This is a genomic window from Micromonospora sp. NPDC049203 (assembly GCF_043197215.1).
GTDB lineage: Bacteria > Actinomycetota > Actinomycetes > Mycobacteriales > Micromonosporaceae > Micromonospora.
Genome location: NZ_JBICSV010000010.1, coordinates 1 through 20,186, shown reverse-complemented (window position 1 = coordinate 20,186; position 20,186 = coordinate 1). Strand labels below are relative to the sequence as shown.

Below are 20,186 nucleotides of genomic sequence, written 5' to 3'. Positions count from 1 at the left end.
GTGCTCGTCATGGCCGTCTCGCCCTACATCGCCCGGCTGCGCCGGCACGTCGGCCACGACCTGCTGATGCTGTACGGCGTCAGCGGCGTGGTCACCGACGACGCGGGACGGGTGCTGCTGGCCCGCCGCTGCGACAACGGCCGCTGGTCGGTCCCGGCCGGCACCGTGGACCCGGGTGAGCAGCCCGCCGACGCGCTGGTGCGCGAGGTCCGCGAGGAGACGGGCGTGCGGGTGGCCATCGACCGGCTCGCCGGCGTGGCCACCCACCCGGTGGTCTACCCCAACGGCGACGCCTGCGAATACCTCAACATCTGGTTCCGCTGCCGTGCGGTCGGCGGGGCGCCGACGGCCGACGGCGACGAGTCGCTGGCGGTGGCCTGGTTCGCCCCGGACGCGCTGCCCGACCTGGACGACTGGTCCCGGCTGCGGATCGGCACCGCGCTCACCGACGACGCGCCGCCCTGGTACGCCGCGCCGGGGCAGCGCCACCCGGCGCTGCGCCAGCCCGACAACATCTAGCCGAACACCACCTCGTAAGCCCGGTCCGGAACCAGATCGACCGTGTGACGGCCGCTCGGGCCGTACACGGTCACGCGCTGCGGAACCGGCGACACCAGCCGCGCCCGGACCCGGCCCGGCGCCCAGGTCAGCTCCTCGACGGTGACCCGGCCCCGGCAGGTGATCCCGCGTAGCGTCCCGGCGGGCAGGTCCGGCAGCGGCGCGGGCAGCAACCGCAGCATCCCCGGACGGGACCGCACCAGCGACTCGATCAGCACCGCCGGCAGCGCGTGCGCGGCGTCGGCGTTGTACGTGGTCCGGCCCGGGTTGTGCGCGCTCATCAGCGACCGGAAGAGCATGTCCGCGCCGAGGATCTCGCGCACGTTCGCCGCTACCAGCCCGCCGTCGCGCAGCCGTGCCGCCGCCAGGGCCCGGTGCAGGCTGCCGTGCGCGGACCGGTCCTCGTCTCCGCGTAAGGTCAGCGCCCGGTGCGCGGCGGCGGCCAGCTCCGGGGTGTCGTCCGGATCGATCTCGTCCAGCGGCCACACCGGATACAGGTGGCTGACGTGCCTGTGGTCCTCGTCGCCGGCACTGCCGGGCCACGCCCACTCGGCCAGTGCGCCGCGCCCGTCGACCAGGTAGCCGGGCGGCCGTACCCCGGCCCACCTGTCGTCGCCGGTCACCTCGGCGGCCAGCCGCAGCGCGTGCCGGGCGGCGGCGACGTCCATGGTGGCGTTGACGGCGACGGGCGCGACGCGGCCGGCGTCGTCGTAGGGGCCGGTCTCCGGCGAGTACGACGGCACCAGCGCCGGCCGGCCGTCCACGACGGTCAGCACGTCGGCGAAGAAGTCCGCCACCTCGGCCAGCCAGCCGGCCACCTCGCCCAGCGGCTCACCGGTGACCAGGTGGTGTTCGTGCAGCGGATGCAGCAGCCAGTCCGCGCCCGCGAGCCACGCGGTGAACGGCCAGTCCGGGTGGACGTGGAACAGGTGCCCGTGCTCGCCGTCGGTGCGGCTGGGCGCCAGCAGCCCGCGTGCCCCGTACACGGCGCGGGCGTTCGCGCGCCAGTGGTCCACCTGGGCGGCGACCAGCCGGGCGTGCGCGGCGCTCACCTCCGGCAACGCGCCCACGTTCGCGCCCGCGAGTTGCAGGTTCAGGTTCGCGTCGGTGGTGAAGTCGCCGGCCCACGCCGCGTCCCAGGAGCCCAGCCACAGCCCGGTCAGCCGGGGCGGCAGCACCCCGCTGGCGCTGAACAGCAGGTACCGGCCGGAGTGGAACAGCCGTTCCAGCAGCGCCGGGTCCAGCCGGTCCGGCGCGGCGGCCTGCCGGGCCAGCAACTCACCGACTGGTAACGCCCGGTCGGCGGCGGGCACGCCGAGGTCCAGGCCGACCCGGGTGTACGGTCCGGCGTGGCGGGGCACGTGCCGGGCCAGCAGCGCGTCGTAGTCCCCGGCCAGCGCGGCGAGCCGCCGTTCCGATCCCCGGGTACGCCAGGGCGGCGCGTCGGGCCGGTCCACGAGCGTGGTGAGCAGCGCCGGTCCGCGTACCCGCACCCGGTCGCCGTCGACGCTCACGTCGCCGCGCAGCAGCGTCAGCCCCTCGAAACCGTACGCGCCGCCGGCGTCCGGGTAGCGGGCGCGTACCCGCAGGAACACCAGCCCGTCACGGCGGTACGCAGCGTGCTCGTAGACCACGTCGGTCGGCCGGCCGGGCAGTTCACCCGTCGCCCCCACCACGCAGTCGCCCTGGTCGAGGTGGAGCACGGCGACGCCGTCGGCGCGGGAGGCGAAGCAGCGCCGCCGCCTGCCCGACCACTCGACTGTCACCTGCCCGGTGGTGAAGTCGGTGTCGCGCCGGTAGTCGCGTACCGGTCCGGGCACGGCGTCGACGGTGAGCGCGTACCCGGGGTGGAACGACTGGGTCCACTCCAGCTCCCGGCCGCCGGTGAGCAGCCGGGCGGCCTCGGCCCGCCGCCCGGCGAGCACGAGCGCGCGGATGTGCGGCATCCGGCCGGCCAGCTCGGGCGCGCGGGCGTGCCGGCTGCCGTTGGGCAGGACGAGCCGGTGGTGGTTGACCACGATCCGCTCCGCGTGCGGCAGCCCGTGGACCATCAGCCCCAGCTCACCGTTGCCGGTGAGGAACGCGTCGGTCCAGTCGGCGGCCGGCGCGGTGTCGTGGATGCCGTGCGCGGTCACCTGCTGGTGTCCCGCACTGTGAGGTGCGGTTCCAGCAGCGTCACCTCCGGCACCGGCTCGCCGCTCAGCCGCCGCATCAGCAACGCCACCGCCTGCCGGCCGACCTCCTCGGCGGGCACCGGTACGCAGGTGAGCCCTGATTGCTCGGCCAGCTCGTCCGGGCAGATCGCGACGACCGAGGTGTCCCCGGGCACCCGGCGGCCCAGCAGCGGCAGCGTGGCGAGCACCGGCCCGACCGCCGACTCGTTCTGCACCACCAGCCCGGTGACGTCCGGATGGTCGGCGAGCAGCGCCTCCAGGTCGCGGCGTACCGCGGCCGGCCCCTCCTCGCAGGGCCGGGTCACCGCGTCGACGCCGAGCCGCTCGGCCGCGGCGCGTACCCCGGCACGGGTGCGGTGGGCGAACCCGGTGCCCCGGTCGTAGACGGCCGCCGGGGCGCCGAGCAGCGCGATCCGCCGGTGCCCGGCGGCGGCCAGGTGTTCCACGCACAGCTCGCCCGCGCGCCGGAAGTCGAGGTCCACGCAGGCCAGCCCGGTGCTGTCGGCGGGATGCCCGATCAGGACGCCGGGTAGCGCCAGCTCGCGCAGCAGCGGCACCCGGGAGTCCTCCAGCTCGACGTCCATCAGCAGCACGCCGTCGACGAGCGCGCTGCCGGCGATCCGGTGCAGCCCGGCCGGTCCCTCGTCGGCGGTGACCAGCAGCACGTCGTGGTCGTGGCGGCGGGCCGTGGTGACCACCGCGGTGGCGAAGCGCATCACCACCGGCACCTGCATGCCGGTACGCAGCGGCAGCACCAGCGCGATCACGTTGGCCTTGCGGCTGGCCAGCGCGCGGGCCCCGGCGTGCGGGTGGTAGCCGAGCGCGCGGACGCTGGCGAGCACCCGGCCGCGGGTGGTGGCCGAGATGGTGCGTTTGCCGCTGAGCACGTACGACACGGTGCTGGCGGCCACCCCGGCGTGGCGGGCCACGTCGGCGATGGTGACCTGCTCACCGGGGCTCCGGCCGGTCACCGGGCCGCCCCGAAGCTGGCCCCCGCCGGTTCGGCTGTCGCGTCGCCGCCGGTCACGGTGAGCGCGCCGACGAGCCGGATGTCGCGCGCGGACCGGCCGACCAGCACCGAGTGGACGGCGTCCTCCACCACCATCGCGGCGCGCGTCTCGTCCCACCAGGCCAGGTCGGCGGTACGCACGCGCAGCGTCACCCGGGTGGCGCAGCCCGGATCCAGCGTGACGCGGGCGAAGTCGCGCAGCTGCCGCAGCGGCTGCTTGACCCGGGAGTGGCGCTGCCGGGTGTAGAGCTGCACGACCTCGGTGCCCGGGCGGCGGCCCGTGTTGGTGACCTCGACGCTCACCTCCACCTCCTCGCCGGCGCGCGCCGTGGCGGTGCTCAATCGGAGGTCAGCGTAGTCGAACTCGGCGTAGCTGAGCCCGTGGCCGAACGGGTACAGCGGGTCGCCCCGGTGGTAGAGGTACGTGGCGTCGGCGCCGATGACGTCGTAGTCGAGCAGGTCGGGCAGTTCGGCGGCGTCGGCGTACCAGGTCTGGGTGAGCCGCCCGCCCGGGTCGGCGGCGCCGAGCAGCACGTCGGCGAGCCCGTTGCCGTGTTCCTGACCGCCGTGGGCGCTCCACAGCACGGCCGGCAGGTGCTCCTGCGCCCAGCCGGCCGCGTACGGGTAGCTGCTGGTCAGCGCCAGCACGGTACGCGGGTTCGCGGCGTGCACCGCCCGCAGCAGCTCCGCCTGACCGGTGGGCAGCGCCAGGTCGGCGCGGTCCTCGGTCTCCCGGCCGTTGACCATCGGATGGTTGCCGAGCACCACCACCGCCACGTCGGCTGCGGCGGCGAGCGCGGCGGCGGCTGCGGCCCCGTCCGCGAGCAGCGTCACCGTGAACGCGGCCGGGTCGCCGGTGGCGACGCTCAGCCGTCCGTGCGGGTCGACGGCGACGTGCCGGCCGGTGGCCAGGTGGTGCAGCAGCGCGGTGCCGTCGGGCCGGTGGTGCAGGCGGAACGTCTCGCGGACCACCCAGCCACCGGGTCCGTCGCGGTCGGCGACGAGCGCCCCGGCGTCGTCGGCGCCGACGTACCGGCCGGTGTCCACGGCGCGCAGCGCCACCACGTCCTGTCCCCAGTCGACCACGTCGAACTCGGCCGCCGTGCCGCCGAGCGTCAGCGCGCCACCCTCGTCGTGGCGTACCGCCCGGTCGCCGGCGTGCAGCGTGATCCGGTCCGTGCCGGGGTGGGTGGTCACCTCGGGCAGACGCCCGAGCAGCCCGGCGTAGGCGCTGATCGCGTACGGCGGGGTGCCGCTGTACCAGTCGGTGAGCACGGTGTCGGCGAGCGGGCCGAGCACCGCGACCCGGGTGCCGGGGCGCAGCGGCAGCAGGCCGTCGTTGCGCAGCAGCACCACCGACTGGCGGGCGGCCTCGCGGGCGAGTTCCCGGTGGGCGAGGCTGTCGAGCGTGTCGGGCGGCACGTCGTCGTGGGGGTCGGGGTCCAGGTCGCCCAGGCGCAGCCGCACGGACAGGATCCGGCGCACCGCCCGGTCCACGTGGGCGGGCTCGATCAGACCGCGTGCCAGCGCCTGGCCGAGCCGGTCCACTGTGGGGGCGTTGTCCTCGTCGTCCTCGGTGAAGCTGTCGATGCCGGCGCGCAGCGCGGCGGCGAAGCCCGCTACGTGGTCGGGCAGGTACTCCTGCACTCCGGCGATGTTGCCGACGGCTCCGGCGTCGCCGACCGCCATGATGTCGTCGTCGGCGTAGCCGCGCAGCTCGCCCTCGATCAGCGGGCTCAGGTGCGCCGGTACGCCGTCGACCAGGTTGTACGACGCCATCACCGCCACCGCCGCGCCGGCGGCGAGGGGGGCGCGGAAGGCGGGCAGCTCGTACTCGTGCAGTACCCGCGGCGGCAGGTCGCTGGAGGTGGTGGCCCTGTCGGTCTCGTTGTTGTAGCCGAGGAAGTGCTTGAGGGTCGGCGCGGTACGCAGCCGGATCGGGTGGTCGCCGCGCAACCCGAGGCCGTACGCGGTGGCGAGCCGGCCGGTCAGCCACGGGTCCTCGGACCAGCCCTCCTCGTTGCGTCCCCAGCGGGGGTCGCGCAGCGGGTTGACCACCGGCGCCCACACGTTGAGCCCGACGCGGTCCGGGTCGGCCCGGTGCTTGACCCGCACCTCGTCGCCGACGGCGGCGCCGACCGCCCGGATGAGGTCCGGGTTCCAGCTCGCGGCCAGGCCGATCGCCTGGGGGAAGACGGTGGCGGTGCCGAGCCACGCGACGCCGTGCAGCGCTTCGGTGCCGGTGCGGAACGGGCGCAGGCCGAGCCGGGGCACCGGCGCCTGCCACTGGTGCAGCAGGCCGAGCTTCTCCGGCAGCGTGAGCCGGGCCAGCAGGTCGTCGAGACGGTGGGGGGCGGGGTCGGTCATGGTGGGCGCCTCCGGTCGGCGTGCGGGTCGCCGCTCGACCGTCGAAGCGCTTCGACGGTCGAGCCGGTGAGACGGCGGCGCGCACGCGAGTCAAGGGTGGTGGTGGCCGGTCGGCGGGGTCGGCCCGGAGCGGTGGTGAAGCGCTTCGACAACCGCCGAAAAATACGCCGCTTCGGGATTGCCCGGTCCCGGAACGCGGCGCTACCGAGGTTGACACCTCCCGGCCGGTGCGGTCAAGAGGTCATCCGGCGGGCAGCCGCCCCGCCTCCACCCCGGCCAGCGCGGCGGTGGCCCCGCCCAGCGCACCCGCAGCGGACCCGAGCGTGCTGGCCTCCAACCGCACACCGGGCGGGACCGGTGCGCGGGACGCGATCTCGGCGTGGGCGGCGGGCAGCAGCCACGGCGCGAGCGCCGCCAGGTGGCCGCCGACCACCACCACCTCCGGGTCGAGCAGCCCGGCCAGCACCGACGCCGCCTGCCCGAGCAGCCTGCCGATCTCGGTGAGCCCGGTGCGTACCGGCTCGTCCCCGGCGCGGGCCAGAGCCTGGACACGTTCGATCTCCGGCAGATGGTCGGTGACCCGCCCGGCGTCCGGCAGCAGCCGGCCGATCACCGCGTCCACGCCGAGCAGCGCGGTGAGGCAGCCGCGCCGTCCGCAGTCACACGGTGGGCCGTCGGCGGCCAGTGGCAGGTGGCCGATGTCCCCGGCGAAGCCCCGGCCGCCGCGCAACAGCCGGCCGCCGCTGATCAGGCCCGCGCCGATCGCCGGGCCGCCGGTGAGGTGGACCAGGTCGGTCGTGGCGGCGTACGGGCCGTGCCGCCGCTCGGCCAGCACGGCCAGGTTGGCCTCGGTGTCGACGGCGACGGGGAAGCCGGGATCACGCAGCGCGCGGCGGACCGACGCGGCCAGCGGCACGCCGCGCCAGCCCAGCGCCGGAGCGGCCGGCACGTCGCCGTCGGGGTCCACGAGCCCTGGTACGGCGACTGTCAGACCGAGCACCGTACGGTCCGCCCCGACCCGGGTGACGGCACGCCGGGCCAGCGCGGCGAGCGCCTTCACCGTCTCCTCGGGAGCGGCGGTGGCGGCGGGGAACGCGCGCCGCCAGGTGAGCACCGGGTCGCCACCGAGTCCGGCGGCGACCGCCACCAGTTCGTCCGCGCCCACGCGCAGGCCGAGCCCGACGTAACGCGCGCCGTCGAGGACGAGCATGGTGGCCGGGCGGCCCACCCGGTTCTCGGTCAGCCCGGTCTCGCGCAGCAGGCCGTGCTCGATCAGCTCGGCGACCAGGCTGGAGACGGTCGCCTTGTTCAGGCCGGTCCGCGCGGCCACGTCCGCCCGGGAGCAGGGGGCGTGCCGGCGGACGTGCCGGAGCACGGCGGCCCGGTTGGTCACCCGCACGTCGCCGAGGTCGGCCGTCGGCCGGTCGATGCTGATCACGTACTGCCCGCCTCCTGCGCCCGGCCGTGGGTTCGGCTACAGCTTAAACTAAATAGGGGAGATCCCGGCCGGCCGGTCCCCGCCGCCGAACCACTGCGCGAACGGCGTCAGCGGCACCGGTTCGCCGTCGAGCACGACCCGGCGCGGCGGGTCCGTCCCGACCACGCTGACGCGCCGCACGTCCAGCGGCCCCTCCACGCGTACGCGCAGCGTGTCGCCGTCGCGCACGGCGGTGACTGTGGTGTCGCCGTCGGGGTCCCGCACCACGCTCACGCCGTCGACGCCGCCCCAGGCCACGAGCGTGACGTCCCGGAACGGGCCCGTCCCGACCGTCGCGGCCGGCGCCACCACGGGGATCAGCGCGCCGTGCCGCACGTACAGCGGCAGCCGGTCCAGGGGCACGCTCACCCGCAGGTGCTGTCCGCCGGGGTGCCGCTGCCCGGTGTACGCGTCGAGCCAGTCGTCGCCGGCCGGCAGGTAGACGGCGCGCTCGCCGGACGGGTCGAGCACCGGCGCCACCAGCAGGTCGGGCCCGAGGCGGTACTGGAGGTCGGTGGCCCACGCGACCGGGTCGTCCGGGGTGTCGACGAGCAGCGCCCGCATCATCGGACCGCCGGTACGGGCGCTCGCCACCGCGGCAGACCAGAGGTACGGCAGCAGCCGGTAGCGCAACCGCAGCGCGTCCACCGCGTGCCGTTCCGCCTCGGGCGGGAACTCCCACGGCAGCCGGCTGGTGGTGCCGTGCAGCCGCACCAGCGGGGAGAGCGCGCCGAACTGGGTCCAGCGCACGTAGAGGTCCGGCTCGGGGGTGCCGTTGAAGCCGCCGGTGTCGTGGCTCCAGAACGGCACCCCGGACAGCCCGTGGGAAAGGCCGCCACGCAGCGTGCTGGCCATACCGGGCCAGGTGGCGTTGACGTCGCCGCTCCACTGTGCGCTGTGCCGCTGCCCGCCCAGGTACGACGAGCGCGCCCACACCGCGCGGTGCCCGGCGACCTCCTCGGTGACATCGGCCACCGCGTCGTTGTACAGCAGCGCGTACACGTTGTGCAGTTCGACGCCGGTCAGGCCGTTGTGTGCCACCGCGTCGGCCGGCACACCCTCGGCGAAGTCGGTCTTGAACACCGCGACGCCCTGGGCCAGCAGGGGCCGCAGCAGCCCCTGGAACCAGCGCACCGCGGCCGGGTTGGTGAGGTCCACGATGGCCCCGGCCGGGTAGCTGCCGTGCCAGGTGTCGGCGACGTACGTCTCGCCGTCGGGGCGGCGCAGGAAGTACCCGGCGGCCTCGGCCTCGGCGTAGAGCGGGCTGCCGGTCATCAGGTACGGGTTCATCCACAGGCACACCCGGAAGCCCTGCTCGGTGAGGTCCTTGAGCATGCCGTCCGGGTCGGGGAAGGCGTCGGCGTCCCAGCGCAGGTCCGACCAGTGCCCGGCGACCTGCCAGTAGCAGTCCAGGTGCAGCACGTCGCAGGGGATGTCCCGCTCACGGAGACGCCGGGCCCGTTCCAGCACGCGCTGCTGGCTGTCCGGGAAGAAGCCGGAGGAGATCCACGCGCCGAACGCCCACCTCGGCGGCAGGTACGGCCGCCCGGTGAGCGTGTCCAGCCGGTCGAGCACCTGGGCCGGGGTGGGCCCGGCCAGCACGTAGTAGTCGAGCAGGTCGTCCGGGACGAGGATCTGCACGGTGCTGTGGGTGCTGGCGCACATGTCGAACTGCACCGGCAGCCCGCTGTCGACCAGGACGCCGTAGCCGCGGTCGGACAGGTAGAAGGGGACGTTCTTGTGCGAGCGGTCGGACTCCCCGCCGAAGGCGTCGAAGTTCCACATCAGCGGGCGCTGGCCGCGCTTGTCCAGCGGCGTGAACTTCTCGCCGAAGCCGACGAACCGTTCGTCGCCGGGCGCGACGAAGCTCTCGTGCCAGGCGACCGGCTCGCCGTCGACTGTGGAGCGGCCCAGCGGCAGCGTGCGGCGCCGGCCGCTGATGTCCCGGGTGCCGCCGTCGGAGGCGAGCAGCAGCCGCCCGTCGGGAGTGCGGAACCGCAGTTCCCACGGGTCCAGGCGCAGCTCGGCGACCACGCCGCCGGCGCTCACTCGCACCCGGTCACCGTCGACTGTCACGGTGGCCGGGTGCGGCTGCGGGTGGACCAGTGTCAGCGCCGCGGCGGAGCGGCTGCGGACCGAGAGGTCGTCGGCGAGGCGTACCCGGATGATCCCGTCCCCGGCGGCCTCGATGCGGGCGACGAGCGTGCGGCCGGACGTGCAGGTCGCGGTGAGCGTGACGCCATGCGCGTCGGTGGCGGCTACCTCGGCCCGCAGCACGTCGTCGGCGCCCTCCTCGCCGGGGGCGCGGACCGGCAGGTCGGGCGGGTCGGCCACGAACGTCTCGTACGGGACCAGCGGCGGGCGGTACGGCATGGGCGTCTCCTCGCGGCGTCCACGGGCGGTCTCGCCAGTTTCTTTGGAATCCCAACTAACTGTCAATGATCGATGGCATTGACTTTCCGTCGCACCTCTTCCTATTTTGGCCGGGATGCCAACTAAAGCGCTGTGGGGCGACGGCCGGCTCTGCTACGGCGGGGACTGGAACCCGGAGCAGTGGCCGCCGGAGGTGTGGCGCGAGGACGTCGCCCTGATGCGCGCCGCCGGGGTCAACCTGGTCACCGTCGGCGTGTTCGCCTGGTCCCGGCTGGAACCCGAACCCGGTCACTACACGCTCGGCTGGCTCGCCCGCGTGCTGGACCTGCTGCACGCGGGCGGCATCCGGGCCGCGCTTGCCACCCCCACCGCGTCGCCGCCACCGTGGTTCTCGCTGCGCCACCCGGACGCGCTGCCGGTCACCGCCGACGGCGTACGGCTGACCCACGGCAGCCGGGACACCTACTGCGCCGCCGCGCCCGCTTACCGCGACGCGGCCCGGAACATCACCGAGGTGCTGGCCGCGCGCTACGCACACCACCCGGCGCTGGCGCTGTGGCACGTGCACAACGAGTACGGCACCACCTGCCACTGCCCGCACGCCGAGGCGGCGTTCCGCCGCTGGCTCACCACCCGCCACGGCGACCTCGACGCGCTGAACGACGCCTGGGCCACCAGCTTCTGGAGCCAGCACTACTCCGACTGGGCGCAGGTCGGCGCGCCCCGCGCCACCCAGTACCTCGCCAACCCCGGCCAGCTGCTCGACTTCCGCCGCTTCTGGTCCGACACGCTGCTGTCCGCGTACACCGAGCAGCGGGACCTGCTGCGCGCGGCGAACCCGCAGGTGCCGATCACCACCAACTACGTGCTCGGCGACTGGGTGCCTGTCGACCACGCCCGTTGGGCGCGCGAGGTGGACCTGGTCGCCGTCGACCACTACCCGTCAGCGACCGGCAGGGGCGCGGAGGAGCAGACCGCGTTCGCCGCCGACCTGGCCCGCGGCTGGGCCCGCCACGGCGCCGGGAAGCCCGCGCCGTGGCTGCTGGCCGAGAGCGCCCCCAACCAGCTCCACACCGCCGGGCGGATGCACACCAAGGAGCCCGGCCGGATGACCCGGCACAGCCTCGCCCACGTCGCGCGCGGCTCCGCCGGGGTGATGTTCTTCCAGTGGCGTGCCCCGGCCGGCGGCGCGGAACGCTTCCACTCCGCCGTGGTGTCACACGCCGGGGCGGACACCCGCGTGTTCCGGGAGGCCACCGCGCTCGGCGCCGCGCTGGGCCGGCTCACCGGGACCGCGCCGGGCCGCGTCGAGGCGGCGGTGGCCATCGGGTACGACGCGGCGAGCGACTGGGCGCTGCGGCACCCGGGGATGCCCCGCGCCGGACTCGACCACTGCGGCGAGGCGGCCGCCGCGCACCGGGCGCTGTGGCACGCGGGCGTCACCGCAGACGTGGTGCCGCCGGGCGCCCCGCTCGACGGTTGCCGGCTGCTCGTGCTCCCCGCCCTCTACCTCGCCTCGGACGCCACTGTCGACTGGGTACGCCGGCACGTCCAGGGCGGCGGGCACCTGCTGGTGACCTGGCTCAGCGGTGTCGCCGACGAGCACGCCCGGGTACGCCTCGGCGGCTACCCGGGCGCGTACCGGGACCTGCTCGGCGTGCGGGTGGAGGAGTTCCACCCGCTCGCCGACGGGGAGCGGGTGCCGCTGACCGGCGGCGGGACCGGCCGGATCTGGTCCGAGACGGTGCACCCGGCCGGTGCGGAGACGGTCAGCGCGTACGTCGGGGGAGTGCTGGACGGCCGGCCCGCGATCACCCGGCACCGGGTCGGAGACGCGTACGCCTGGTACGTCTCCACCCGCCCCGACGACGACACCTACCGGCGGCTGCTCACCGACGCGGCCCGGCTCGCCGGTGTGACCCCGGCCTGTCCAGGTGCGCCGCCGGGCGTCGAGGCGGTACGCCGCCACGACGGCGACGGAAGCCTGCTCTACCTGCTCAACCACACCGACGAACCGCAGCGGGTGCCGGCTGCGGGGGTCGAGATGCTGACCGGCGAGGCGGTCGGGAGCGCGTTGACTGTGGCACCGGGTGGCGTGGCGGTGGTGCGCGAGGAGCCGTCGTGACGCCGCCCCGACGGTGTTCGCGCGCGTACCCCCGTCAGGGAGTGGCGACGGCGGCGCGGGAGCGGTCGGCGGCGATCCGCACCGCGAGCGCCGCCAGCACGGTGCCCATCACCCACCGCTGGAGACGCGCCCAGCCCGGCCTGCGGGTGAGGAACGCCGACACCGAGCCCGCGCTGAGCACGATGAGCGCGTTCACGGTCAGCGCGACCACGATCTGCGTCAGGCCGAGCAGCAGACTCTGCACCGCCACGTGCCCGCGCGAAGGGTCGACGAACTGCGGCAGCAGCGACACGTACAGGATGGCGATCTTCGGGTTGAGCAGGTTGGTGACCAGGCCCATGGTGAACAGACGCCGGGGCCGGTCCGGCGGCAGCGGCGCCGGGGTGAACGCCGACGTGCCGCCCGGGCGTAGCGTCCGCCAGGCCAGCCACAGCAGGTACGCCGCACCGGCCAGCTTCACCGCCGTGTACAGCGGCGGCACCAGCACGAACACCGTCGCGATGCCGGCCACCGCGGCGGCCAGGTAGACAAGGAACCCGGCGGCCACGCCGAGCAGCGACACCAGCCCGGCCCGCCGCCCCTGCGTCACCGACCGGGACACCAGGTAGACCATGTTCGGCCCGGGCGTGAGCACCAGACCGAGCGCCACCAGGGCGATTCCCATGACCGCGCCGACAGTCACCATGTCGCCTCCCCGTTGCCGCCAGTGAACCGGACCCTACGCCGGTTGCCGTTGTCCGCGGGTACCCGTGGGGCGCTGATGGGGGTGTTGTGCGGGTCACGTGATCGGAGGGCGGCGGTGATACTTGTCGCATGTCGATCGTGCTGTCCGCGCCGGCCACTTCGACCGCGCCCGGTCTGCTGCTGCGCCCGTGGCGCGACGGTGACGCCGACGCGCTGATCGAGGCGTACCGGGATCCGGTGCTGCGCGCCTGGACCAGCCATCCGGTGACCGGGCCGGCGCAGGCGCGGGTGTTCCTGCGCCGCAGCCACCAGGGCTGGGCCGCCGGGCACCGGTTCATGTTCGCGGTGCTGGAGGAGGACCGGGTGGTGGCCTGCGTGGTGCTCAAGGACGTCCGCCCGGGCCGCCCGGCCGCCGAGGTCGGCTACTGGACGGCCGCGCCGGCACGCGGCCGGGGCGTCGCGCCACGAGCGGTGGAGGCGGTCACCGCGTGGGCGTTCGCCCGGTTCGCCGCCACCGGGCTGACCCACCTGGAGCTGCTGCACCAGGTCGACAACGAGGCCTCCTGCCGGGTGGCGGAGAAGAGCGGGTACGCCTTCGCCGAGGTGCTGCCGGCCCGCCCGCCGTACCCGCGCGACGGCCACCGCCACGTCCGCCACCGGCCCTGACGCCGGCGGCGCTCACCTGTCGGTTCGGGCGGCAGCGGCCGGGCCGAGCAGGCGCAGCAGCAGACGCGGTTCGCCCGGCCACGCGTCGAGCAGCACCTGCCGGGGCACCTGCCGGGCGGCATAGCGCAGCGCGAGCGCCACCACCACGATGTCGTCGAGCGGGCCGATCACCGGCAGGAACTCCGGGATCAGGTCGATCGGGCTGGCCACCCAGAGTCCGGCGACGACAATCGCGACCCGGGCGCGGCGGGGCACGCGCGGGTCGCGGCGCAGCCGCCGCACCGCCGTCACGCAGTCGGGCACGAACGCGGCCAGATCGCGCAGCAGCCCCGGCGGCAGACGCCGGGCCAGCAGCACCAGCACCCCCCAGCTCACGACCAGGCAGGCCGTCGCCACAGCGAGGCCGATGAGCCACTCCCGCACGCCGTCACCCCTTTCGTACCCGGTGGCACGCTACGCGGCGGCGTCGCCCGGCGCCCGGGAACAGCCCGGCGCCGCGCGACGCTGACCCTTGCCGGACGGTGGCGGCTACCGTGGGTACGGGAGGTGACGGCGGTGACGACAGGCTGGGAGGCCGCGGTCGAGGCGCAGATCCGCTCGGCCCAGGAGCGCGGCGAGTTCGACAACCTGCCGGGCGCCGGCAAGCCGATCCCGGGGCGCGACATGCCCTACGACGAGGGCTGGTGGATCCGCAGCTTCATGGAGCGCGAGCAGATCCCGTCCGACCTGCTGCTGCCCACGCCGCTGCAACTGCGCCGCCGCATCGAACAGCTTCCGGCCGAGCTGCGCGACCTGCCCACCGAGGAGGCCGTCCGGTCGTACATGGCGGCGCTCAACACCGAGGTGGTGGCCTGGCTGCGTACCCCGACCGGGCCACGCGTGGTCGTCCGCCCGGTGAACGTCGAGGAGGCGGTGCGCCGCTGGCGTGCCGACCGGGAACGCGTCACGCCGCTCGTCACGGCGCCCGCGCCGCCGCACGCCGCCCGGACCCGCCCGCGCCTCCGTTGGCGCTGGTGGCGCCGCTGACACGCGCTCAGGGGCGCGCCGCCTGCCAGGTCCACGCGGTACGTCGTGGCCGGTGGCCGAGCGGTGCGCGTCCGGTCAGCCACAGCAGCACCGGCGCCGGGTCGCCCTCCGGCGCGTCCGGGAACAACCGGCGCACCACCCGGGCGCACAGCTCGGCCGGTGGCGACCAGTCCAGCCCGAGCCCTCGGGTCAGGTCGTGGGTGTGCAGCAGGATCTCGGCCACGCCCATCGCGGCGAAGCCGCCCGGATCGCACGGGCCGAAGTGCCACGCCCGGTCGTCCGGGCTCGCGGCGTCGATGGTGGCGGCGAGCATCCCGGCCGCCGCCCCCGCGACGGTCAGCACCTCGGCGGGCGCGGCGTCCGCGCGTACCCGCAGGTCGAACGGGAGATAGCCGCCGCCGGGCCGGCCGGACACCTGACCGGCGTACGCGGTCAGGTCGTGCGCGATGTGCGCGGCGGTGGTCCAGCAGGACCAGTCCAGATCCCCGGCGCGTACCGTCCAGTCCCGCCCGACGGCGGGCCGCAGCACGGCCGTCATCCCGGTGGCGGCGGCCCGGACGTCGGCGCTGTTCACCTGCGCCGTACCCGCAGCACGCAGGTGAGCATCGGCAGCGTGAACTCCCCGTCGGCCGTCTCCGGCCGGCTCGCCAGGTACGCGCGGATGCGGTCCAGCGTCCGCGTACGTTCCCGCTCCGGCATGACCAGCATCCCGGCCCGGGTGGCGAGCGTTGCCACGAGCGAATCGGCGGTACGGCGCTGCCCGTGCGGGAACTCCGCCTGCTCGGGCGAGCCGAACCGGGCCTCGCCCGCCGTCGGCAGGTGCATGCCGGCCGTGGCCGCGCGCCAGCTCGCGGGCGTGTCCCGGGGGCCGATGGCGGCGCTTCCGCTGACCGCCGCGAGCCCGGCCACCCAGTCGACCCGGTCGTCCACCACGTTCCACAACCCGGCCAGGACGCCGCCGGGGGAGAGGACCCGGGCGATCTCCGGCCCGGCCACGGCCATGTCGAACCAGTGCATGGCGTTGCCGGCCACCACGGCGTCGACGGCGGCGTCCGGCAGCGGGATCATCTCGGCGCTGCCGGGCAACGCGCGTACGCCCGGTGCGGCGCGGCGCAGCTCGGCCAGCATCGCCTCGTCCGGCTCGACCGCCGTCACGTCGCCGCTCACCTCGGCCAGCGTCATGGTGAGCTTGCCGGTGCCCGCGCCGAGGTCGAGCACCCGCGTACCGGGCGCGGGTTCGAGCGCCCACCGCACGGCGGCGCGCGCGTAGTCCGGACGGTGTTCGGCGTACGCGGTGGCCGCCGCGCCGAACGACGACGAGTGCCGGCGTCGTGCGTCTTCGTCCATCCGGTCACCCTATCGACGACGGGCGATCATCGCGCCGGGCTAACCGTCCACACTGCGCGAGAGCTCACCGATGCTCGTCTCCAGCGCCTACGGCTTCCAGGTTCGCCGCTGCGCCCGGAACTGTTCCGGGTCGGCCGGAGGTTCCGGCTGGTTCTTGATCACCGCGGCATGGTATTCGCCGTAGCGACGGCACTACCATGTGCGAATGGGCTCCAGTGGAGCGTCGGTCGAGTCCACCTTCTTCGGCACGTCGACAGTGCACGTGTCCGACGGGACCTCGGGCATCCTGATCGACGGCTTCCTGAGCAGGCCCTCTCTGCTGCGCGTCGCGCTTGGACGCGTGGCTCCCGACCTCGGGCGGATCACCGCCGCGCTCTCCCGGGCCGGCGTGTCCCGCCTCGACGCGCTCTTCGTCTCCCACTCCCACTACGACCACGTCATGGACGCCCCCGCTGTCGTCAAGCACCTCGGCGGCAGGCTGTTCGGCTCCGAGTCGACGCTGAACGTGGGACGCGGCGCGGGCCTCGGCGAACAGTCGATGACCCGGATCGCCGACGGCTGCGAGTACCGCGTCGGCGCGTTCACCGTGCGCGTATTCGGCGGCCTCCACAGCCCGGGCAACCGGTTCCCCGGCACGATCGAGAAGCCGCTCGTCCCGCCGGTCCGGGCGAGCAGGTACCGCGACGGCGGATGCTTCTCCTTCCTCATCACCCACCCCGACGGCTCGCTGCTGATCCACCCGAGCGCCAACTTCGTCCCGCACGCGTTCGACGGGCTCGACGTCGACGTCCTCCACCTCGCGATCGGCGCGCTGGGTGTGCAGTCCGAACGGTTCCGGGACGACTACTGGCGGCACGTGGTGGACGCGACCCGGCCCGCCCTGATCGTGCCGATCCACTGGGACGACTTCTTCGTCTCCCTGGACCGCGGGCTGCGGCCGCTGCCAGGGTTCTTCGACAGGTTCGCCGTGGCCAGGGCGTTTCTCGACGGCAAGAGCCGGGAGAGCGGCATCGCCGTACGGTTCCCGGAGCCCTTCGAGGTCGTCAGGCCGTTCGTACGCTAGGTGCTGTCATCACACGCGGCGCCTATCGCGAGACGCACCTCGACCTGCCGTCCCTGGGAACGGATCACCAGCGGCACGCACGCCGGGCCCGCCACCCAGGTGCCGCCGGTGTAGACCGACCACGTGGCTGAAGCGGCCGGGCACGCCCCGACCTGCACCGTGGTCGCCGGGACGGCACCCGGGCCCCACCCGATGCGGGCGCGATCCGCCCAGCCGGGCGCCACCCGAATTTCCACTGCTGTTCCGGCGCGCACGTACAGGCCCCATTTGGCGAAGAGACGCGTCGGCCCTCGTGCGTCGGTTGAGTCGTCGGGTCGCACCACAGTCGACGGCACCGCCACGGCGTCGGCCACGACCCGGTACCCATCACCCGGAGCCGGAGTCGTGGCAACCGCATCGGCGCACCGCAGGCGCTGTCCGCCCTCAGGCAGTGGTGGCAGCGTCGCGGCCGGTGCGCCGGGGGAGGTGGAGTCGGAGCCGGCAGGTTCAGGTCGCTCCGAATCGTCCTCACTGGTGCAACCGGTCGTCGCGAGCAGCAGACAGGGGGTCAGGACGAGGTGCCCCCATCTCCGGCTCGCGGCTCGCATGCCTCGATCCTGTCAAACCTCGGCGCCGAGGGAACCCCCGCGCCGAACCTGATTACCGGATTATCGGTAATAGTAATCCAATAAGTTGACCCGACAAAGGGTGCAAACCGTCACTGCACCATAATGACAGTTATGTGCGCGCAGGCTCCGTGGGCGCTGTCGGCGTACGATCACGCCACCGCAGCCGACCCCAGGGAGCAGGCGATGGTGTTCGACGCGACGCTGACCCGGATCAACGACGGCGTACAGATGCACCACCAGCACGGCCGACGGGAGGACGCCCGCGACCTGTTCGCCCGGATCTGGGACGAGATCGGCGGGGAACAGGGCGACCCCCTGCACGTCTGCGTCCTCGCGCACGCGATGGCCGACGTGCAGGACGACGTACGCCAGGAGCTTGTCTGGGACCGGCGGGCGCTCGCGGCGGCCGACCTGCTCACCGACGAGCGGGTCGCGCAGGCCGGGGTGCCGATGTCGGTCGCCGGGCTGTACCCGTCGCTGCATCTCAACCTGGCGGAGTGCCACCGCAAGCTCGGCGAACTCGACCAGGCCCGGGACTACCTCCGGCGGGCCCGGGAGAGGATCGGCGCGCTCGGCGACGACGGCTACGGGAATCTGATACGGGACGGACTCGACCGGATGTCGCAGAAACTGGCCGCCGGATAGGCCGCCCGCGACAGGCCGCAGGCGACTGGCTAGCCGCGGGCGCTCGCTGACGGGGCGACGGCGGCGACCACCAGGTCGACGATGCCGTCGGCGTAGTCGTCGGTCAGTGGGCCGTTGCGCAGCAGCCAACGGTGGTACAGCGGGCCGAACAACAACTCCACCACCAGGTCCAGGGGAGCGTCGGGGCGGACCTGGCCGGCCTCGCGGGCGGCCTCCAGGCGTACGCGGACCGCATTCAGTTGGGGACGGAGCAGCCGGTCGCGCGCCTGGGCGGCCAGGTCCTCGTCGGCGAGCGTCTCGATGGTGACGGCGCGGGTGGTGGCGGACAGCCGGGGATCGGCGAACTCGGCGACGGTGGCCCGAAGAACCTGGCGCAGGTCGGCGCGCAGGTCGCCGGTGTCGGGCAGGGCGACGACCTCCGGCATGTCGTCGGCGAGCGCGTCCAGGATGACCGCGCCCTTGCCACGCCACCAGCGGTAGATGGTCTGCTTGCCGACTCCGGCGCGGGCGGCGATCGCCTCGACGGTCAGGGCCGGGTATCCGGTCTCGGTCAGCAGCTCCAGGGCGGCGGCGAGGATCGCGCGGCGGGACTGCTCGTTGCGGCGGGTGGGCTGCGGGGTCACGCCGCGAGCCTACAGCGAGACGAGACGTATCGTCTTGACGGGATGGCGGCGCCATGCTCCGCTGTGGCGAGACGCAACGTCTCGTCTCAGCGAAACTCAGGAGACCCCGTGCCGCACATCGCCATGGTCAGCATTCCGTTCCACGGCCACGTCAACCCGAGCTTGGAGATCATCCGTACCCTCGTGCGGCGCGGTCACCGGGTCACCTATGCCAACGACCCCGCCTTCGCCGAGGTCATCCGATCCACCGGCGCGGAGCTGAAGCCGTACGCCTCGACGCTGCCCGCCGACGGCGGCGCCGGCACCGACGACCCGATCGAGCAGCTCACGCTCTTCCTCGACGACGCGATCGCCATGCTGCCGCAGCTGCGGGCCGCCTACGACGACGACCGGCCGGACCTGTTCCTCTACGACATCGCCGGCGCGCCGGCCCGGCTGCTCGGCGAGCAGTGGGGGATTCCGGCCGTCCAGCTCTCCTCGACGTTCGTCGCCTGGGACGGCTACGAGCAGGAGATGGCACCCGTGGTCGAGGCGATGCGGGCCGATCCGCGCGGCGCCGACTACTACCGACGGTTCACGGCGTGGCTGACCACGGAGGGTTCGTCTGTCACCGACAGCATGGCGTTCCAGGGACGGCCGCTCCGCAGTCTCGTCCTGCCGCCGGAGGCGCTCCAGCCGAACGCCGACCGGGTGGACCGGTCGGTCTACAGCTTCGTCGGCCCGGTCCTGGCCGACCGCTCCGACCAGGGTTCCTGGGTACGGCCGGAGCACGCCGAGAAGGTGCTGCTCGTCTCGCTCGGCTCCGCCTTCACCCGGCGGCCCGAGTTCTACCGCCGCTGCGTCGCCGCCTTCGGCGACCTGCCCGGCTGGCACACCGTGCTGCAGATCGGCACGCACGTCGACCCGGCCGAGCTCGGTCCCGTCCCGGACAGCGTGGAGGTCCACCGGTGGGTACCGCAGCTGGCCGTCCTGGAACAGGCGGACGCCTTCGTCACCCACGCCGGCATGGGCGGCAGCAGCGAAGGTCTCTACTGCGGGACCCCGATGATCGCCGTACCGCAGGCGGCCGACCAGTTCGCCAACGCCGAGCAGCTGGCCGCCCTCGGCGTCGCCCGGGTCGTCGACTCGGCCGGCGTCACCGCCGTGGAGCTGCGCCAGACGCTGCTGGCCCTCACCTCGGACCCGACGGTGGTGGCCCGCAGCGCCGAGCTGAAGCGGCAGGCCCGCGCCGCCGGGGGCGCGGCCCGGGCCGCCGACCTGATCGAGGCCGAACTCAGCGCGGCACGCCGCGGGTGAGGCACGGCGTGGGGGGGGGGGGGGGGGGGGGGGGGGGGGGGGGGGGGGGGCCGCGCGCGGCCGCCCCCCCCCCCCCCCCACCCCAAAAAAAAAAAAAAAACAACAAACCAAAAAAAGCCAAAAAAGCAGGGCCGGAGGTTGTGGG

The 20,186-nt window shown here is 74.5% G+C and carries 17 protein-coding genes; 7 read left to right on the top strand and 10 right to left on the bottom strand.

The features are described 5' to 3' along the window. Nucleotides 1-9 precede the first annotated feature (9 nt). Nucleotides 10-519, top strand: coding sequence for an NUDIX domain-containing protein (locus ACGFIA_RS23680; protein ID WP_357387307.1), 510 nt, complete (start codon nucleotides 10-12; stop codon nucleotides 517-519). Here ACGFIA_RS23680 and ACGFIA_RS23675 read toward each other — a convergent pair. From ACGFIA_RS23675 to ACGFIA_RS23655, 5 genes are all read right to left on the bottom strand, one after another. Further along, the gene (locus ACGFIA_RS23675) at nucleotides 516-2,693 is read right to left on the bottom strand and encodes a glycoside hydrolase N-terminal domain-containing protein (RefSeq protein WP_393262095.1); all 2,178 of its coding nucleotides are present in this window, start codon (nucleotides 2,691-2,693) and stop codon (nucleotides 516-518) included. The genes ACGFIA_RS23680 and ACGFIA_RS23675 overlap by 4 nt on opposite strands. Beyond that, nucleotides 2,690-3,703 (bottom strand): LacI family DNA-binding transcriptional regulator, encoded by a 1,014-nt coding sequence (locus ACGFIA_RS23670; protein WP_357387311.1) that lies wholly within the window; start codon nucleotides 3,701-3,703, stop codon nucleotides 2,690-2,692. Before ACGFIA_RS23670 ends, ACGFIA_RS23675 begins: the two co-directional genes overlap by 4 nt. Continuing rightward, nucleotides 3,700-6,108 (bottom strand): beta-glucosidase, encoded by a 2,409-nt coding sequence (locus ACGFIA_RS23665; protein ID WP_393262092.1) that lies wholly within the window; start codon nucleotides 6,106-6,108, stop codon nucleotides 3,700-3,702. Before ACGFIA_RS23665 ends, ACGFIA_RS23670 begins: the two co-directional genes overlap by 4 nt. Before the next feature lie 241 nt (nucleotides 6,109-6,349). Beyond that, nucleotides 6,350-7,546: an ROK family transcriptional regulator gene (locus ACGFIA_RS23660; protein ID WP_357387315.1), complete on the bottom strand. Its 1,197-nt coding sequence runs from the start codon at nucleotides 7,544-7,546 to the stop codon at nucleotides 6,350-6,352. 48 nt (nucleotides 7,547-7,594) lie between these two features. Then, nucleotides 7,595-9,958: a TIM-barrel domain-containing protein gene (locus tag ACGFIA_RS23655; protein WP_393262089.1), complete on the bottom strand. Its 2,364-nt coding sequence runs from the start codon at nucleotides 9,956-9,958 to the stop codon at nucleotides 7,595-7,597. Between the two features lie 115 nt (nucleotides 9,959-10,073). Here ACGFIA_RS23655 and ACGFIA_RS23650 point away from each other — a divergent pair, with 115 nt between their 5' ends. Continuing rightward, nucleotides 10,074-12,083, top strand: coding sequence for a beta-galactosidase (locus ACGFIA_RS23650; protein ID WP_393262086.1), 2,010 nt, complete (start codon nucleotides 10,074-10,076; stop codon nucleotides 12,081-12,083). A gap of 34 nt (nucleotides 12,084-12,117) precedes the next feature. On the opposite strand, the gene ACGFIA_RS23645 is transcribed toward ACGFIA_RS23650, so the two are convergent. After that, on the bottom strand, nucleotides 12,118-12,768 hold the full coding sequence (locus tag ACGFIA_RS23645; RefSeq protein ID WP_357387321.1) for a LysE family translocator: 651 nt from the start codon (nucleotides 12,766-12,768) through the stop codon (nucleotides 12,118-12,120). A 128-nt stretch (nucleotides 12,769-12,896) separates the two neighbouring features. Here ACGFIA_RS23645 and ACGFIA_RS23640 point away from each other — a divergent pair, with 128 nt between their 5' ends. Beyond that, complete coding sequence (locus ACGFIA_RS23640; protein WP_357387323.1) at nucleotides 12,897-13,433, top strand: GNAT family N-acetyltransferase; 537 nt, start codon at nucleotides 12,897-12,899, stop codon at nucleotides 13,431-13,433. A 12-nt stretch (nucleotides 13,434-13,445) separates the two neighbouring features. Here the strand turns inward: ACGFIA_RS23640 and ACGFIA_RS23635 are convergent, their stop codons facing one another. Then, a complete protein-coding gene (locus ACGFIA_RS23635) occupies nucleotides 13,446-13,856 on the bottom strand; it encodes a DUF1232 domain-containing protein (RefSeq protein ID WP_357387325.1) in 411 nt (136 codons plus the stop codon). A gap of 132 nt (nucleotides 13,857-13,988) precedes the next feature. Here ACGFIA_RS23635 and ACGFIA_RS23630 point away from each other — a divergent pair, with 132 nt between their 5' ends. Further along, the gene (locus tag ACGFIA_RS23630; RefSeq protein ID WP_393262082.1) at nucleotides 13,989-14,459 is read left to right on the top strand and encodes a DUF1992 domain-containing protein; all 471 of its coding nucleotides are present in this window, start codon (nucleotides 13,989-13,991) and stop codon (nucleotides 14,457-14,459) included. Nucleotides 14,460-14,466: 7 nt separating this feature from the next. Here ACGFIA_RS23630 and ACGFIA_RS23625 read toward each other — a convergent pair whose 3' ends face one another. After that, nucleotides 14,467-15,033, bottom strand: coding sequence for a maleylpyruvate isomerase N-terminal domain-containing protein (locus ACGFIA_RS23625; RefSeq protein ID WP_357472657.1), 567 nt, complete (start codon nucleotides 15,031-15,033; stop codon nucleotides 14,467-14,469). Continuing rightward, nucleotides 15,030-15,806 (bottom strand): class I SAM-dependent methyltransferase, encoded by a 777-nt coding sequence (locus ACGFIA_RS23620; protein WP_357472654.1) that lies wholly within the window; start codon nucleotides 15,804-15,806, stop codon nucleotides 15,030-15,032. Before ACGFIA_RS23620 ends, ACGFIA_RS23625 begins: the two co-directional genes overlap by 4 nt. 205 nt (nucleotides 15,807-16,011) lie before the next feature. Here ACGFIA_RS23620 and ACGFIA_RS23615 point away from each other — a divergent pair, with 205 nt between their 5' ends. Both ACGFIA_RS23615 and ACGFIA_RS23610 read left to right on the top strand, forming a co-directional pair. Beyond that, nucleotides 16,012-16,869 (top strand): MBL fold metallo-hydrolase, encoded by an 858-nt coding sequence (locus ACGFIA_RS23615; RefSeq protein ID WP_357472651.1) that lies wholly within the window; start codon nucleotides 16,012-16,014, stop codon nucleotides 16,867-16,869. A 719-nt stretch (nucleotides 16,870-17,588) separates the two neighbouring features. Then, nucleotides 17,589-18,122, top strand: a complete 534-nt coding sequence (locus tag ACGFIA_RS23610) for a tetratricopeptide repeat protein (RefSeq protein WP_357479131.1) — start codon at nucleotides 17,589-17,591, stop codon at nucleotides 18,120-18,122. 29 nt (nucleotides 18,123-18,151) lie between these two features. Here the strand turns inward: ACGFIA_RS23610 and ACGFIA_RS23605 are convergent, their stop codons facing one another. Beyond that, nucleotides 18,152-18,745, bottom strand: a complete 594-nt coding sequence (locus ACGFIA_RS23605; protein WP_393262077.1) for a TetR/AcrR family transcriptional regulator — start codon at nucleotides 18,743-18,745, stop codon at nucleotides 18,152-18,154. A gap of 123 nt (nucleotides 18,746-18,868) precedes the next feature. Here ACGFIA_RS23605 and ACGFIA_RS23600 point away from each other — a divergent pair, with 123 nt between their 5' ends. After that, nucleotides 18,869-20,041: a macrolide family glycosyltransferase gene (locus ACGFIA_RS23600; protein ID WP_393262279.1), complete on the top strand. Its 1,173-nt coding sequence runs from the start codon at nucleotides 18,869-18,871 to the stop codon at nucleotides 20,039-20,041. Nucleotides 20,042-20,186 lie beyond the last annotated feature (145 nt).